This window comes from Campylobacter concisus (genome assembly GCF_902460535.1).
Lineage (GTDB): Bacteria > Campylobacterota > Campylobacteria > Campylobacterales > Campylobacteraceae > Campylobacter_A > Campylobacter_A concisus_AS.
In genome coordinates this window covers 285753-302020 of the sequence record NZ_CABPTV010000004.1, presented here as the reverse complement: position 1 = coordinate 302020, position 16268 = coordinate 285753, and the positions used below count along the sequence as shown (strand labels likewise).

The window sequence follows — 16268 nt, the reverse complement described above, 5'->3', positions numbered from 1 at the left end:
CCTTAGAGGATTTGAACCTCTGTTCCTACACAGAGAAAGTAGAGTCCTGAGCCACTAGACGAAAGGGTCATAAACCCAAAAAATGGTGTCCTGCGTTGGATTCGAACCAACGGCCCCCTCATTAAAAGTGAGATGCTCTACCGACTGAGCTAGCAAGACATGATTATTTAAAAAAGAATTGAGATTATACAAAAAACATTATTATATGTCAAGAAAAGAGCATTTAAATTTTAGAATAAGTCTTTGATTTTATTTATCCATATTATTTTAAAATAAAAAATAAATTCTAAAAAATTTATTTTATATAATTGTCTATTTTTTACAAAATTTTGAGTTATAATCCATTTTAGTAACAACAAAGGAGCAAGGATGATCATTATAAATTCACGCCTTCCAACTCAAAATTTAAAAATAGCAAAGTCTCTAACCAAGCTCATACAAGGCTATATTTACAGCTATTTGCCAAAGACTGAACATGACGGATACAAACATAAAGAGAGTGGTAAAAATTTTAAAAGATCAAATTTTGATTTTAAGCTAAATGGCTTAAGCTTAGAGATAAGATTTAGCTCATTTGTACCAGAATTTGAAAAAACGATCGCTTTTGCTGCGCTAAAAGATGGATTAAAACTTGGCGGCATTTGTTTGCTTGATACATCTGTGTCAGTAAAAGAGCATAGAATTTCACAAAATGAGGCTACTTTTCAAGGATGTGTTGCGTGCTCAGTTGTTGGGCTTTTGGGATACAAAGTGCATCTTGAGCCGCAAGACTCCAGGCATCTTGAAATGATGAAAACCAATGCACTGCAAAGATTTGAAACACTTATGGGGTATAAATACGAGTGTGAGTTTGAGCTAAATTTGCTTTGGCAAAATTTACAAAAGCCTTTTTATTTTTACTACGGTAACAATAATATGCCAGTCAGAGCATGGCCTGCAAAATGGCACATCAAAGCAAATCCAGAGCTTATAAATTTGATCCTTGATGTGGGAGTTGGTAGTGGATGTATGAACTGCGGACTTGGGTTTTTAGAAGTGATAGAAGAAAAGCAAGTTACGTAAAATATGAATTTCAAATCCTACAAGGATAAAAGCTTAATACCTGCTTTTCAAATTAGGTATTTTATATGAAATGGCAGAAAAAATCAAGTAGAATTTTATGTAAACTATGATAACTTGACTTTTAAAGTTATTTGGAGTAGAGTAACACCTACTTAGTTTAAGGAGCATGTTTTGGCTGATATAGTTAAAATTCTTGCTGACATAGGCGAGGTATATGAAAAAGAAGAGCTTAAGCTCAAAAATGTAGCTCACAAATACGACAAGATCAAAGTTTATCTTTACGACATAGCGACCAAGCAGATCGAGCCAAATTTAAACATATGCAAAGACGACCTAATAATATGTAGATTTGGCGTTGGAGCAAATTCGGGCAATCTTTTCCCAAATTCTCAATTTTTATCCAAAGAAGTAAATAAAGACGAAGCTAAATTTATAAGAGGTATTTTGAAATCTATTTCAAATTTGCTCTCCTTTTTTGAGCCAAGCATTATAGAAAAAGACGCCATTTTATCCATACTATCAAGCATAAACGAAGAGCATTTTGCTGGCATTATAGATGAGATCAAAGACCTTGATGAGCTAAAAAACGAAAAAGGCAAAAAAGTCGCTACTTTTTTCTCGCTCTCATATAATGGCAAGCCCGTTTCTGCATATTTTAAGCAAATTTTTGAAAATCATATCAGCGTAAAAGAGCAAAAGCCATCTTACGGATATGATATCTTAACAAACGAAAAAGATATCGGCGGCGATGCAAATTTAGCGTTTTGCTCGGTAAATGAGATGCCTGCTAATATGCAATTTATCAAATCAAAACTACTGCCATTAAACGCCAATAGCGCAAAAAAGGTAGAAAATGGCTTTAAGGCGATAAAAGATAAGCTATCGCACAATTTTTATGGTATGAAAATGGCGATTTTGCCGACTATTTTGAGTAGCTCAGTAAATTTAGAAGAGATTGTAAAAATACTAGAAGAAACTTCAAAAAGCGATATGAAAAATATTGAAATCGCCGAGGAAGCCATAAAATTTAGCATAGATTATTATCTTGAGATAACAGCTAAAAAGCAGGAAAATTTACCTGTTTTAAATACTATTTTATTTTATACACAAAGCAACGCCGCTATCGATTTAAAGCTTGCGATAGACGATGTTTTGCCATCTTTTATCTCTCGTATTTCAAATTTGATGGATAGCTTTAACATAAAAGCCTTCTATGAAAAAAATAGCAGCACAGATGAGACGATTTATCTGCAAAATTTATTTGAAGATAGGCTTGGTGTGATGAGCCTTTTGCTATCGCGAAATAAATTTGATTTAGAGATTATGATAGAAAGATATAGCAATCTGATTTATCATGGTAGCGTCAATAAAAATTACGCAAAAAAATTAGAATGGAGCAAATACTTTAACGATTTTTATAAAGAAAGAAAGTTTGAGAATATTGCAAAATATCAAAATTTCTTTAATGAAATCAATGTCTTAAACAAAAAACTAGTCTTTCAAAAGGAGTGCGATTTGGAAAATTTAACCGATAAAAAAGAACTGATCAAAGAGCTAATCAAAAATAGTGAGTTTTTAAATCAAAACGATGCGCTCATTAGCGCTTATTTGCTTGGTATGCTAAGCGCAGCCCTGATAAACTGGCAGCTTGGTGTGAACGGCGGCGTATCTTTTAACAACTGGCTCAATGGCTGCGGATCTATAAGCATGGAAAATTTAGAGAGAATTTGGACCAAGTGTGATGAGATGATTAGAAAGCTTAAGGCAGCTTCTGGCAAGCCAAATGCTAACATTGAAAACATAAAAGAGTGTTTGATCGAAATTTTACCGCAGGTCTTTTCTAAGGAGAGAAAGATGGTAAAAACCTCGCATACTACGCTTGCTTTTGCTATGGGTGGAAGCGATTATCGTAAATTTATAAAAGACAAAACAAAATAAGGAGAATAAGATGCAAAAAAAAGAGATACTTTTTTTATGGGACGGAGAGAACTGGAACCCAAATGGCGATATGCTAAAGGATAACGCTCCTAGGCGAGATGATGAAACTGGCGTAGCCGAGGTGACGGACGTGCGTATAAAAAGAACTATTAGAGATGAGATCATGAAAAAAGATGAGGCGTCGATTTTTATAAAGGAGTATAGGATAGAGGATGCCCTGCTAGACGCTAAAACGGCTATCAGACAGAGCATAAACATAAAGCAAAGCAAAAACGAACTGCAAAAAGAAATTTTGTCTAAATTTATCGATATCCGCGCATTTGGTGGAGTTTTGCCTATTTCAGATAAAGACGAGATGAGGCAGGATAAGGAGATAAAAACCGCAGGCGTTCAATTTACTGGGCCAGTGCAGTTTAGACTAAGCAAATCCCTAAACAAGGTCGAAATAGAGCATGTTAAAGGGACTGGCGCTTTTGCTAGTGATTACGATCCAAACGACCCAAAAAAACAAAAAGATCAAGCGACTTTTAGAGAAGAGGAATTTATAAAATACGCTATTTTTGCTACTTATGGCATCATAGATAACCATAATGCAGCAAAAACAGGCTTTAGCGAAGCCGATGAGGCTAAAATTTTAAAAGCTTTGTGGCACGGTACTAAAAACCTAACAACTCGCTCCAAAATCGGTCAGACTCCAAGGTTTATGCTAATCATCACATACAAAGAAGATACGTTTGCAGGCGATCTAAACAATAGCATAAGCCTAAAAAGTGAAAAAGAAGATAGAGCGATAAGAAGCATCAACGAATACACTATCGACTTTACAAATTTAAAAAATAAACTCGCCAGATATGCCGCAAATATAGAAAAGATAGAGTATATGAGCGATTATGATTTTGAAGCGATAAACAAAGAAAATTTTGATAGCAGCTGGAAAAAGATAGAGGCATAAAATGAGCATTGTTGCTTTTAGATTATTTGGCGATTACGCTCATTTCTCGCATCCGGCGACGATTTACTCTAGCTTGACCTATCCAGTGCCACCAAAGACCACTATAATGGGCTTTTTAGGCGCTGTTATAGGCGAGGAAGAGTACTTTAAGCTTTCAAGCATTCAATACAGCGTAAAAATAGATAGGCAAATTTTAAAAAAAAGTTTTGTTTTTAACGGCATAAAATTTGCCCTCTCAAGCAATATGCACATAGAGGAAGGCTATCAAAATGCAAAAGAGAAAAAGCAGTTTTACAAAGAGTTAATCTGCTCGCCGTCTTATGTCGTATTTTTAAATTTAGACAATTTAGAGCAAATCTATCAAGATAAAATAATCTCAAATTTAAAGGAGCATAAAACCGCCTTTACGCCCTATCTTGGGATAAATTTTTGTATAGCTGATTTTAGCTGGATCGATATAAAAATATGCGAAAAAATATCACAAGATGAAAGCTTTATAAATACATTTACGCTCATGGATGATTTTGTTTTTGAAGGCATTAATGAAAATGCGAAATTAACTACGGCAAGAATGCCTTGCAACTGCGAAAATGGACGAATTTTTAAAGACTTTAAAGACTTTGTGATGGAGATAAACGGCAAAGAGCCTATAAAATCTAAAAATCATGGAAATATTTATCAGATAAACGATGAAAGAGTCTATTTTATTTGACGAGTTTTGGTCTCATCCAAATAAACTTTTAGAAAACCATATAAAAAATATGATCTCTGCTGGCGACGAAGAGTTGGATAAGCAGGTCAAACTCTATCACGACATCGCAAAACTGAAGAATAATTTTCAAATTTACATAAGAGACGCCTCAAATGATAAGCTGGATAAAAACCACTCGCTTTTGTCGGCATATTTTTTCTTGTTAAACTCAAAATTTGATGAGATACCAACCCTGTTTGGCTTTCTTGCTATCGTTTCGCACCATGGCGACGTGGTAAATTTAATGACACTAGCCAGGGAAGCTAATAAATTTTTTAAAAACCAAAAAGAGCTAGAGCAGTGGGACGAAGTGGCTAATGCTGCTAAAAATATCAAGATTTATTTGGGATTATCTACAAAAAAAGATGAGTTTTTAGATAGAGCGGAGAAGCTTCGTCAATACTTAGTTTTATCGCAGTACAGGCACAAATTTACCTATGAGGACTTTATAAATTTCAAAAGCCTATATTCAAATTTGATTTATAGTGATAAATTTGAAGCGATCTTTAGTATGCCAAAACAAGAAAGCAAAGACATACCGATAGATGTTTTAGAAGCTGGTATCCAAAATTTGCCGCCAAATAAAAAGCGAGATGCGTTTAGAAATTTCGTCTTAAACAACTTTGATGAAAATTACAAACTTTTTACTTTAACTGCGCCTACAGGCTACGGCAAGACTTTGACGGCATTAAATTTTGCATTGAAATTTAACAAATCTCGCATAATTTATGCGCTTCCATTTACCTCAATAATCGATCAAACCTACGATATAGTCGCAAAAATTTATAAAAATAGCGATATTTTGGTCAGCAAGACACATCACAAAACGACGATAGATGAAGAAAATCTAACCAAAGAGGATAGATATTCAAAGATTAAATTTCTAATGGAATCTTTTAGTGGCGAGATAAACGTGACCACGCTTTATCAGCTGATATTTACGCTATTTGGTAATAAAAATAAAGACAACGTTAAATTTAATCAGCTAAAAAATAGCGTCGTTATCATCGACGAGGCGCAAGCGATCCCATATAATTTTAGAAAAGATTTTATCCTGCTTTGTGAGATCATTTCGCAGCGGCTTGGCACTATTTTTATATTTATGTCGGCGACGATGCCGGTCATAAAAAGCGAAAATTTTAAAGAAATTTCAAATTTAGACTATTTTTCAAAGCAGGATAGATACGTCATAAAATGGCTTGATACAGGCGGCGAAGATGAGCTTTTAGAAAAGATTTGCGAAACCGCAAACGATAAAAATACTCTAGTCGTCGTAAATACGATCAAAAAAGCGCAAGAGCTATTAGCAAAACTAAGGGATAAATTTAGCTGCTTTTGCCTAAACGGATATATGTATGATGATCACAAGCGCGCTACTATCAAGACCGTAAGGTGCGCAATAGATAAAAGCAAAGTTGATCCGCTCGCAAGCAAAATTTTACTTATCTCCACACAGTCTATTGAGGCGGGAGTGGATCTTGACTTTGACGTTGGATTTCGCGAAGTCTCGCCTATTAGCTCTATCATACAAACAGCAGGACGCGTAAATAGGCATTTTGGAGAAACAAGGGGCGAGCTATACGTCTTTCCCGAAATAAGCAAATTTACAAATTTGATTTACGGCGATTTATATAAAGTAAGCGGGGCTATTTTGGGCGATCTTAAGCAAAAAGAGGTGCGAGAAAGCGAAATTTTAGAAATTTCAAATTTGTATTTTCAAAAAATAAGCAATCAACTGGAAAATTTGCATATAAAAAGCGAGATAGAAAAGCTGGAATTTGAAAATATAAATCATAAAATCGAAGATATCATGAACGACAACTACAAACAAACCATAATAATCGAGCCTGAAGAAAATTTCATTAAAGATTTTGAAGCTAAAATTTTTGAGATCAAAAATAGTCCGAATGAGAAATTTACCATAAGGGATCTTTTTAAAAACCACATCAGAAAGTTGTCGAAATTTAGCATAAATGTAACGTTAAAAGATATGAATAAGCTAATGCCGAATTTAAAACAAATAAACGGACTAAAAGATATGTTTTATCTGCCATTTGGATCGTCTTATTTTTATAGCGCGGATTACGGGCTTAAAAAAGATACAAATTTAGATATTGAGGACGAGGTATTTGACTAATGTTCTCAAAAGATCAGATCACTGGCACGCTTGTAAATTACTACGTCACCTGTAAGCGCGAGGCGTGGCTTTACGCGCATCAGATCCACGCAGATCAAGAAGACGAAAACGTGCTAATGGGCAAGGCTTTGGCTGATATCAAAGAGCAAGATCTGCAAGAATTTGCCTTTGGCAACCTAAAATTTGACAAACTCTCAAAACAGCACGGTCACTACCTCATCACAGAGTATAAGAAAAGCCTAAAAAACGAGCTAGCTGGCAAGATGCAGCTACTTTTTTACATCTATCTTTTAAAAACTGGCTTAAATTTAAAAGAGGTAAAAGGCAAACTAATAAGCGGTAAAAAGGTGATATTAGTGGAAGATAGCAGTGAAAATTTCGCTCTGATCGAACAAATTTTAGGCGAGATAAGCGCGCTTGCAAATTTAGAAAAGCCGCCCAAATTTACGCAGGGCAAATTTTGCCAAAACTGCGCATATCGCGACTATTGCACTGCTTAGGAGACAAGATGTATGTGATACTTTTTTACGACATCGCAGGGCGCGAGCAAAAAGAGCGAAATAACGCAAATCGCATCAGAAAAGCGGTCGAAAAGTTTCTGCCAAGAGTGCAGTTTTCAGTCTATGAGGGCGAGATCCGCGAGAGCGAATTTAAAAAGCTAAGCAAGACGCTACAAAAAGAGTGCGTAAGCGAGCTAGACTCCATCGTGATCTATACATTTAACTCACTAAAATACTCCGAGCGCATCGTCATCGGCGTAGACAAAAATAGCCCGATATTTAGCTAAGGAGCAAATATGCAAAAGAGCGATAGGACGCACTTTATACTTAGTCCAGGCAGGCTTTATAGGCAAGATAATAATATCTATTTTGAAAAATTTGACGAGACGGGCGAGCGAGCTTCGTGCAAGATTCTGCCGATAAACGCGATCGATGAAATTTACATACTAGCAAAAGTACAAACAGATACCTACACCATTGCGTTTTTGGCGGATAATAACGTCCTTTTGCACATCTTTAGTCCGTATCAGAGCTTTCGCGGGAATTTCTACCCAAACACGCCAAATTCTGTAAATAAAAGCGGCTTTGTGTTGCTTTGCCAGCTCCGCTCTTTTGATGATCCGATCAAACGTGCATATATCGCGCGTGAGATCACTAGAGCTCGCATCATAAATGACGCTGCAAACTGCAAAAAGCATGGCGTTAAATTTGACGTGCAGCCGCACTTAAAGGCACTAGATGCAGCCACCAACGTACCCGCGATAATGGCGGTAGAGGGCGCATTTCAAAAGCTCTACTACGAGAAGTGGAACGAGATCATCGCAGATCAACGAAGCTTTAAATTTACCGTCCGCTCAAAACGCCCGCCCGCTGATAAAATCAACAGCTTCATAAGCTACGTAAATACGCGCATCTACAACATCTGTCTAAGCGAAATTTACAAGACCGAGCTAGATCCTCGCATCGGCTTTTTGCACGAGCCAAACTACCGAGCCTTGAGCCTTCACCTCGATCTTGCTGAGATTTTTAAGCCGATCTTGGGCGATACGCTTATATTTAATATGCTAAATAAAAAAGAGATCACCACAAAGGACTTTCAAACGGACGCCGGCAGGATAAAATTTAGCAACGATGCCGTGCAAAAGATCGAGCTAAAGATGATCTCGCGCCTTTGTGAGACGCTCACAGTGGGTGGCAGGGAGCTAACGTGGAGGCAGGTGATCCGCCGCGAGGCAAATAAGCTCAGGAAGTGCATCTGCGAGGACGCGCCTTATGAAGGATTTAGGTGGGAGTGAAATCGCATTTTGATAAAGCGTTTTTTAAGATTTTAAAATGGTTGAAATTTAGGGATTAGCACGTTTATGCATAGCTAAATTTTAGTCAAATTTAAGGCGAATAAATATAGACTTCTTGGATCAAAAGGCCTATAAAATCAGCTTTTTGGTGCTATTAGAATTTACTCCGTTGGAGTTTGAAACAAGGACACAAAGTGAGTATTACGGTATTATGTAGCATCCGCACAAGATTTACGATATTGTTTTTTAAGGACAGACCTATTTCCAAGCAGTATTTTAAAAGAATAATCCTAAGATAAAATATATAAGAATTTCATTAGTAACGATAAAGATTTTTATAAAAAATATAGACAAAATATTTCAAAAGTATTTAGTCGTCATCTGGCAACTCTTCATTCTCTAGCGCGTACGCATTATACGGACATTGTGATATAAGTTTTTCCATTATAGGCATTTGACGATATTCCTTATTGACATAATCACCATACCTGTCTAGCCCTTGCGTAAAACGCTTAGTAATAGCTCTGTAACTTTCAATACTATTATCAACGCCAATCCAAACTCTATTTAAATCAAATGCTGCCGCAAGCGTAGTTCCACTACCAGCAAAACAGTCCATTACTAAATCACCTTCATTAGAAGACGCTTTTATTATCATTTTTAACATATCAATGTTTTTTTCCGTAGGATAGCCAGTTGTATGTTGGGCTTGGTTAATTGAATCTCTATAACTTAACCAAATATCTTGGATTGGTATACCTTTTGTTAGGTCGAAAAACACTTTTCTTCGCGGATTGCCTGTCGGACTCCAATACATTTCTCCTTTTGCATCAAGTTCATCTAGTTTTTCTGGAGTAAACTGCCAATGTTTGCCATTAGGAGGCATCATTCCACGCCATTCTCTCCCTGTGTCTCCATTTCTTACCCCGGGAGCGTGTATTGGTACTTTTTTATACCTCCTTCCTGTTTTTTCATCGATATAAGGGTATTGTTTGAGTATTTTCTCATCTATCCAATCCTCATAGGCTCTGTTCCAAGTAAACTTGTCTGTTTTGGAATAGAACATTACATAATCAGAAACATTTCCGTATGTGTTCTTTGTGTAATTCTTTGTACTACATTTTTTTCTTGTAATAAAAGCTCTACAATTTTTTTCTCCAAAAATTTCATCCATTATCAATTTCATCGCAAAGGCCATCTTGCTATCAAGATGTAGGTATATAGAGCCGTCATTGGATAATAACTCATAAAGCACTATTATTCTTTCTCTTAAAAATTCAACAAACTCTGCACCCGTAATTTCATCACTATATGCGTGTGTTTGATTTCGATTTAAAAAACTAGACTCTGTGGCAAATGGGGGGTCTATATACACCAATTTTACTTTCCCTGCTAATTTTTTTTTATGCAATAAGAATAATAAAACATCTAGATTATCGCCAAAGAAAAACTCATTATCGCCTTCTCCGTTCACTTTTTTCTTTAAAGTATACTTTCCAAATTCTTTTTTAACAATTTCATCAGCTTCTAATTTACCTTCATAAGTAATATAAATGGGAGCCTTTTTTTTATTTATTCTTTTATGAGAAACCCCTGTAGCCATAACGTCAACCCCTTAACCAATCAATTGTTAATCTTTCTGCAATCATTCGCAGTGTAAGAACCATAATTTTGTCAAGACATCTTTCCTCTATCTCCGAATAATCCTCCCACATACTACCTAAAAGTAAGCCCGGGCCATCATTTAAGAATATTATTTTTGTGCGTAGCCCATTTTTATGAACATAAGATAAAATTTCATCACAACTATTCTTATAACCTCCTGTTCTATCATCTTCTTGCGCCCCACCCCTGTCTCCATCATAACGAGCAAAGCCTACCGCATATATTTCTTTTTTATCTAAAGAAGAAATGACAAAGTCTAATGGTCGGCTCGGGTTAGGATAGTCTGTCCAAAATGAACGTGCTTGAATATCCGCACCAGAACGTCGAGGCCCCCATATTGCAACTTCATGGTAATTTGACTCGATTTCGTCAAAGAACTTATCTGTTAAGTCATACCCTTTCTTCCCTCTATCTTTGTATTCCCACAATACTGCACATAGAGCTTCGTCAGGCATTGGTCTTGAATCAAATTTTTCCTGAACAACATTTATTGTCCTAAAACCATCTCCAAAATCATCGCATATTTTAACAACTTGACGACTTTTTTTTAATAACTCCACAGGAGTTTCAGGAGAAACATATTTTCTGAAAACACGACACAATTGAATTCTCATCCATTGATTCGGAACATTCAAACTTATACTTTTAAATAAAGCTTTCGAACTCTGTGATTTATGCAATAAATCAGAAAAAGTTTCCAATACAGGCTTATATAGTTTACACGCATCACTCAAAATATCTGGATAGTATTCTCCTGTTGAAAACGTGATATAATTTTTACGTTCTTCTGGAATATAGTCTCTAAATTTTTTCACTATATATCTCCTTTTTTTGCAAGTATTTGAGCGCAATAATTGGTTCGCACAGACAGGTTTTAATATTTGCCACATTGTCCCTTTTATCGCTTAATCCATCACAACACCCAGCACATCTAATACCATCAAAGCAAACGCAAAGCTAAACTTACCTCGGTTAATTTTATTTGCTAAATTCTCTCTTGATTCGTTTATGCCTTTTTCTTTTAATAGCTCCGCTAGTCTCGGATAATCTATGTCGGCTTTTGCCATTTGTATTTTTAGATACACCTTTGCTCGTTTTTCATACTCAGTCATCGATAGCCTTTTAGTTTTTACAATTATATCTAAAATTTACAATATAGCAATAAATAATTATAAATAATCTAATAAAATGAAATATCTTTATATGTTTTTAAAATATAAGCATATATGTGATATAATATCATCATAAATAAAGATATAAAGGCTTAAAAATGTCCCAACACTTCCTTCTCTCGTCTAAAGCTAGAACAATATCCGTTAGAAAGATAGCTTCGATGAGCGATAACGAGTGTTACGAGTATTTTAAATCGATTCGTTGGAGCGGCAACAAAGGCAATCCAGTTTGTCCGATACGATATGTTATAATAGACCGAATTTTAACGGATTTTATAGAGAAAGTCTTGTGCGGATGCTACATAATACCGGAGTATTATATACGTATGTGAATTAGAATTTACTCCGTTGGAGTTTAAAAACCACCAAACATGATTAGCGACAACCGTAATCACTCTTTTGATAGTCGTTTTTTCGGTGTAATTCCATACAAATTTTTAGTTGATAAAGTTAGATGGCAGGTATTTTGAGACAAATTAGCAAAACACCTTGACTAAATATTTTAGCAAGATTAAAATGAAGCAAATTATCGGATCAATGAAATTTGAAGAAAGTTGTAATATTTTTTTGTCAATTATAATTAAAACAAAAAATATATGATTTTATAAAACCTACTTGTAAAAACAAGCAGGTTTTAAAATATTTTTATTTCTCTAGTTTCTCTTTAAGTTTTTCTTTTTTAGATTTAGCTTTTGAAACGGCTTTTTCCTTCTTATCTTTTACTTTGTCAACAACTTTGTCTTTTTCGCCTTTTGCTTTTTCACTCATACTAGTTTCATCTTCTTTACTAGAAGTTAGCTCTTCTTTAGTTTTAGAAGCTTTCTTTTTAAATTTATCTTTTTTATCAGAGATTTTTTCTTTCATCTCGTCTTTTGCCTCATCCATTTTCTTCTTACCAGCTTTTGCTTTTTCGCTTACTTCGCTCTTGCCAGTAGTAGAAATTTCACCTTTTAGGTTATCAAAAGTTTTATCTCCGATGCCATTTACATTTTTGAGATCGTCGATTGAGTTAAATTTATTTGCTTTTCTATACTCGATGATAGCATCTGCTTTTGCACTGCCGATACCATTAAGACTCATAAGCTCCTCTTTTGTAGCTGTGTTTAGATTGATTGCTGCCATAGCCAAAGATGCAATAGCTGCAAGTGAAATCAAAATCTTTTTCATTTCCATTCCTTAAAAGTAAATTTGAGGTAAAATTCTAGCAAAGAGTGATTAATGAAGTATAAATATGGAGTAATATAAAAATTATTTTAAAATAGTTTAGAAAAGAAAATCCCTGAAAATTTCAGGGAAAAAGTTTTATTTTCTAAGTTCGCGGATCTTAGCTGCTTTACCACGTAGTTCACGTAGGTAGAATAGTTTAGCTCTTCTAACACGACCTTTTCTAAGAACCTTTATCTCTTCTATAGAGTCGCTAAATATTGGGAAAATTCTCTCAACACCAACACTGTTAGCACCGATTTTTCTGATAATAAATGTTTCGCCAGTGCCGCTACCACGTCTAGCTATACAAATGCCTTCAAAATTTTGAATTCTTGTTTTGTCGCCCTCATGAATACGAGTAGCCACACGCAATGTATCACCTGCACGGAAGTCAGGGATATTCTTACCAGCAATTTGAGCATTTTCAAACGCTTCAATGTATTTATTTCTCATGTTTTTCCTTATTTATGTGGCTTTAGCTTTTGATATAAATCAGGGCGAAAGTACCTTGTTTTGCAGTGAGCCATCTTGTTTTTTAAGTTGTGGATTTTAGCATGATTACCCTTTAAAAACTCTGAAACCACAAAGAGTGATTTAAAATTATCAGGTTTTGTAAAAGATGGAGCTTCAAGCAGATTATCCTCAAAACTCTCTACTTCAAGACTCATGTCGTTTCCTAAAACACCAGGTACGTTTCTTGATATCGCGTCACTCATACAAAGTGCTGGAAGCTCTCCGCCAGTTAAAATAAAATCACCTACGCAAAAAACTTCGTCCGCCCAAAGCTCAATAACTCTCTCATCAAGCCCTTCGTATCTACTACAAACAAAACAAATATGATCTTTCTTTGAGAGCCTCTTTGCATCATTTTGACTAAATTTTTTACCAGCTGGTGTCAAAAAAATCACATGGGTGTTTTTATCTTTTTCTTTTAGAAATTTCATTGACTCATCCAAAGGCTGTGGAAACATCAAAAGCCCTGCTCCGCCTCCGATCATATAATCATCAACTTTATTGTGCTTATCGTTGGTAAAATTTCTCGGATTTATGAAATCAATTTCAATAAATTTATTACTAATCGCACGTTTTAAAATAGAATCGCAAAAGTAAGGTTTGACTAAATTTTCAAAAAGTGTAATAAATGTAAATTTCATGAATTTTCTAAGATATCTCTAGCGCCTTTTACCAAAATCTCCCCGCTTTCCAAATTTACAGTTTCGATAAAATGCCCCAAATATGGAATGTAGAAATTCTTTGGTTTGCCGGCTACAATAAGCTCTTCGTCTGTTTTTATGTATAAAAGTGAATTTGCAAAATTATCTTGAATATCTTCTACAATACCCAAAATTTCGCCATTTTCTACAACTTTTAATCCAATAATATCAAACTGAAAAAATTCATCTTTTTTTAACTTGCAGTTTTTTCTAGTGAGCTCTTTTGTAGTGTAGATAGTTCTATTTACAAGTGTTTTGGCAAGGTCTAAGTCATCAAAATTTTCAAACAAAACCAGCTCTTTTTGCCTATTATAGTCTTTTATGATGAGTTGATCATTGTTTTTATCAAAAAAGGTCGCGCCTTTTTTAAATTGCTCTGGGAAGTCACTCTTATTGTGAAGCTTTAAATAGCCCTTTAAACCAACACATCTCCCGATGGTAGCGACTTCAACAATATCACTATTCAATAGCTTTTACCGTTACTCTATAACTTGTATTGTCTTTGGCTTTACAACCAATAATAACGGTCTTTATAGCATTTATCATTTTGCCGTCTTTACCGATAAGTTTTCCAGTATCAACCTTATCGGCACTTATAATGATCTCGACAAAATTTTCACCAAGCTCTTGACGCTTGATAGTTACCTTTTCAGGAAAATCAGCTATCAGCTTGGCGTATTCGTATAAAAAATTTTCAACCATTATTTTGTAATTTGTGCAACTCTATCGCTAAGTTTAGCACCGACGCTTTTCCAGTAATCCAATCTCTCTTTGTTGAAATTTATAACATTTGGCTCAACCATAGGGTTGTAATAACCAATGCTCTCTATCCAACCGCTGTCGCGTCTTTTTCTGCTATCTGTAACAACTATACGATAAAAAGGTCTTTTTTTGCGTCCCATTCTTGTTAGTCTTACTACTGTTGCCATATTATATTCTCCTCTTGTTTTTAAATAAAGCTTAAATTTAGATAAAAAATATCCAAATTTAAACCCTTTTATCAAACAGGTCTTTTTAAATTTGCTTGTGAAAGCATATTTGCAAGTCCTTTTGCTCCGCCCTTTCCTGAAAATTTCTTAGCAAGCTTTGAAGCATTTTCAAACTGCTTCAAAAAGCGATTTACCTCCACTTGAGATAGTCCAGAACCAGCTGCCAAACGCCTTTTTCTGCTATTGTTTAAAAGGTCTGGATTTTCACGCTCTTTTTGCGTCATAGAGTTTATCATAGCCTTAATATGCAAAATTTCTTTTGAATTATCAAGGTCTATATCTTTTATCTGATTTGCAATATTTGAAAGTCCAGGTATCATCCCCATCAAAGATTTCATGCTACCAAGCTTTTTAACGCTTTCCATTTGATCCAAAAAGTCATTAAAGTTAAACTGACCTTTTTTTATCTTTTGATTTAGACGTTTTGCCTCTTTTTCATCGATAATAGTCGATGTTTTCTCGACCAAAGTAGCTAAGTCACCCTCGCCCATTATACGGCTTACGATACGGTCTGGTATAAAACTCTCGATATCAGCTACTTTTTCGCCAGTACCGACAAATCTAAGTGGAATATTTAGCTGTTTTGCGATACTAATAGCTACGCCACCTTTTGAGTCAGAGTCAAATTTAGAAAGGACAACTCCAGAAATTCCCAAAATTTCATTAAAACTTGTAGCTGTTTTGACAGCGTCTTGTCCGCTCATAGCGTCAGCTACGTAGAAAATTTCATGTGGATTTATCGCATTTTTTACATCTTTTATCTCTTGCATCAACTTTTCATCGATCGCAAGACGACCAGCGGTATCCACCAAAAGCACATCATAAAGACCGCTTTTTGCTTTTTCTAGTGCTTCTTTTGCTACTTTTATAGGGTTATTTTCATTTTCTATATAAAAAAGATCGATCTCATTTGCAACGCAGAGCTGTCTTAGCTGCTCAACCGCTGCTAATCTTTGCAAGTCACAAGCAGCAACTAAAACTTTTTTCTTTCTTAGCTTTAGATAATTTGCAAGCTTGATAGTTGTCGTTGTTTTACCACTACCTTGCAAGCCAGCCATCAAAACAATGGTCGGTGCAACTGGTGCATAGACAAAGCCTTGATTGCCAGGAGCTGTTAAGATAGTCGTTAAATTTGACTTGATCGCATCTAGGAAATTCTTTTGGCCAACGCCAGTTTGCTTTAGTTCACTTTCGATAGACGCGAGTAGATCTTTGGTGACTTTGTGATGAACATCAGCTTTTAAAAGAGCTTTTTTGAGCACGTCAAGTGCGTTTTTTAGAGCTTTTTCGTCATCTACAAAACGTATCTTGCTAACGGCTAATCTAAAAGACTCGCTAATTTGTTCGAACACTAATCACCTTTCTAAGTTGTTATTAAAGGGCGTAT

General features: G+C 35.3%; 19 protein-coding genes, 1 tRNA gene and 1 pseudogene. 10 read left to right on the top strand and 11 right to left on the bottom strand.

All coding sequences use genetic code 11. The features are described 5' to 3' along the window. Window positions 1-83: 83 nt before the first annotated feature. Window positions 84-159, bottom strand: a tRNA-Lys gene (locus FZ945_RS05405). 210 nt (window positions 160-369) lie between these two features. Between FZ945_RS05405 and FZ945_RS05400 the strand changes: the two genes are divergently transcribed. The 8 genes from FZ945_RS05400 to cas1 all read left to right on the top strand — a co-directional run bounded on the left by FZ945_RS05400 (window position 370) and on the right by cas1 (window position 8635). Next, window positions 370-1062: a CRISPR-associated endoribonuclease Cas6 gene (locus tag FZ945_RS05400; protein WP_148803062.1), complete on the top strand. Its 693-nt coding sequence runs from the start codon at window positions 370-372 to the stop codon at window positions 1060-1062. Between the two features lie 171 nt (window positions 1063-1233). Further along, window positions 1234-3000: a TM1802 family CRISPR-associated protein gene (locus FZ945_RS05395; RefSeq protein ID WP_148803060.1), complete on the top strand. Its 1767-nt coding sequence runs from the start codon at window positions 1234-1236 to the stop codon at window positions 2998-3000. Between the two features lie 10 nt (window positions 3001-3010). Further along, complete coding sequence (gene cas7b, locus FZ945_RS05390) at window positions 3011-3952, top strand: type I-B CRISPR-associated protein Cas7/Csh2 (RefSeq protein ID WP_148803058.1); 942 nt, start codon at window positions 3011-3013, stop codon at window positions 3950-3952. Window position 3953: 1 nt separating this feature from the next. Further along, window positions 3954-4664, top strand: a complete 711-nt coding sequence (gene cas5 / locus FZ945_RS05385) for a CRISPR-associated protein Cas5 (RefSeq protein ID WP_148803057.1) — start codon at window positions 3954-3956, stop codon at window positions 4662-4664. Next, on the top strand, window positions 4642-6840 hold the full coding sequence (gene cas3 / locus FZ945_RS05380; protein WP_148803055.1) for a CRISPR-associated helicase Cas3': 2199 nt from the start codon (window positions 4642-4644) through the stop codon (window positions 6838-6840). The genes cas5 and cas3 overlap by 23 nt, the downstream gene beginning before the upstream one ends. Further along, a complete protein-coding gene (locus FZ945_RS05375) occupies window positions 6840-7340 on the top strand; it encodes a CRISPR-associated protein Cas4 (protein WP_103638138.1) in 501 nt (166 codons plus the stop codon). Before cas3 ends, FZ945_RS05375 begins: the two co-directional genes overlap by 1 nt. A gap of 8 nt (window positions 7341-7348) precedes the next feature. Beyond that, window positions 7349-7627 (top strand): CRISPR-associated endonuclease Cas2, encoded by a 279-nt coding sequence (gene cas2 / locus FZ945_RS05370; RefSeq protein WP_148803053.1) that lies wholly within the window; start codon window positions 7349-7351, stop codon window positions 7625-7627. Between the two features lie 9 nt (window positions 7628-7636). Beyond that, on the top strand, window positions 7637-8635 hold the full coding sequence (gene cas1, locus FZ945_RS05365; protein ID WP_148803051.1) for a CRISPR-associated endonuclease Cas1: 999 nt from the start codon (window positions 7637-7639) through the stop codon (window positions 8633-8635). A 370-nt stretch (window positions 8636-9005) separates the two neighbouring features. Here the strand turns inward: cas1 and FZ945_RS05360 are convergent, their stop codons facing one another. The 3 genes from FZ945_RS05360 to FZ945_RS05350 all read right to left on the bottom strand — a co-directional run bounded on the left by FZ945_RS05360 (window position 9006) and on the right by FZ945_RS05350 (window position 11412). Beyond that, complete coding sequence (locus FZ945_RS05360) at window positions 9006-10238, bottom strand: site-specific DNA-methyltransferase (RefSeq protein WP_148803049.1); 1233 nt, start codon at window positions 10236-10238, stop codon at window positions 9006-9008. Between the two features lie 4 nt (window positions 10239-10242). After that, window positions 10243-11115 (bottom strand): bstEII, encoded by an 873-nt coding sequence (locus FZ945_RS05355; protein ID WP_148803047.1) that lies wholly within the window; start codon window positions 11113-11115, stop codon window positions 10243-10245. 90 nt (window positions 11116-11205) lie between these two features. Next, the gene (locus tag FZ945_RS05350) at window positions 11206-11412 is read right to left on the bottom strand and encodes a DUF6471 domain-containing protein (protein ID WP_148803045.1); all 207 of its coding nucleotides are present in this window, start codon (window positions 11410-11412) and stop codon (window positions 11206-11208) included. Between the two features lie 158 nt (window positions 11413-11570). On the opposite strand from FZ945_RS05350, the pseudogene FZ945_RS10150 reads away from it, so the two are divergent. Beyond that, window positions 11571-11708, top strand: a pseudogene (locus FZ945_RS10150) (IS1595 family transposase); the annotation flags it as partial. Window positions 11709-11843: 135 nt separating this feature from the next. Then, a complete protein-coding gene (locus tag FZ945_RS10530) occupies window positions 11844-11942 on the top strand; it encodes a S26 family signal peptidase (RefSeq protein WP_222862613.1) in 99 nt (32 codons plus the stop codon). 175 nt (window positions 11943-12117) lie between these two features. Here the strand turns inward: FZ945_RS10530 and FZ945_RS10525 are convergent, their stop codons facing one another. The 7 genes from FZ945_RS10525 to ffh form a co-directional block, all read right to left on the bottom strand. Further along, complete coding sequence (locus tag FZ945_RS10525) at window positions 12118-12639, bottom strand: ComEA family DNA-binding protein (RefSeq protein WP_148803043.1); 522 nt, start codon at window positions 12637-12639, stop codon at window positions 12118-12120. A 135-nt stretch (window positions 12640-12774) separates the two neighbouring features. Then, window positions 12775-13131 carry a 50S ribosomal protein L19 gene (gene rplS, locus FZ945_RS05340; RefSeq protein WP_002941851.1) on the bottom strand — a complete coding sequence of 119 codons (357 nt, stop codon included), beginning with the start codon at window positions 13129-13131 and terminating at the stop codon, window positions 12775-12777. Between the two features lie 8 nt (window positions 13132-13139). Further along, complete coding sequence (gene trmD, locus FZ945_RS05335) at window positions 13140-13832, bottom strand: tRNA (guanosine(37)-N1)-methyltransferase TrmD (protein ID WP_148803041.1); 693 nt, start codon at window positions 13830-13832, stop codon at window positions 13140-13142. Next, the gene (rimM, locus tag FZ945_RS05330) at window positions 13829-14359 is read right to left on the bottom strand and encodes a ribosome maturation factor RimM (RefSeq protein WP_148803038.1); all 531 of its coding nucleotides are present in this window, start codon (window positions 14357-14359) and stop codon (window positions 13829-13831) included. Before rimM ends, trmD begins: the two co-directional genes overlap by 4 nt. After that, window positions 14352-14594, bottom strand: a complete 243-nt coding sequence (locus FZ945_RS05325; protein ID WP_148803036.1) for a KH domain-containing protein — start codon at window positions 14592-14594, stop codon at window positions 14352-14354. The genes rimM and FZ945_RS05325 overlap by 8 nt, the downstream gene beginning before the upstream one ends. Next, window positions 14594-14821: a 30S ribosomal protein S16 gene (gene rpsP, locus FZ945_RS05320; RefSeq protein ID WP_009293992.1), complete on the bottom strand. Its 228-nt coding sequence runs from the start codon at window positions 14819-14821 to the stop codon at window positions 14594-14596. The genes FZ945_RS05325 and rpsP overlap by 1 nt, the downstream gene beginning before the upstream one ends. A gap of 71 nt (window positions 14822-14892) precedes the next feature. Then, window positions 14893-16233 carry a signal recognition particle protein gene (gene ffh / locus FZ945_RS05315; RefSeq protein WP_148803034.1) on the bottom strand — a complete coding sequence of 447 codons (1341 nt, stop codon included), beginning with the start codon at window positions 16231-16233 and terminating at the stop codon, window positions 14893-14895. Between the last annotated feature and the right edge of the window lie 35 nt (window positions 16234-16268).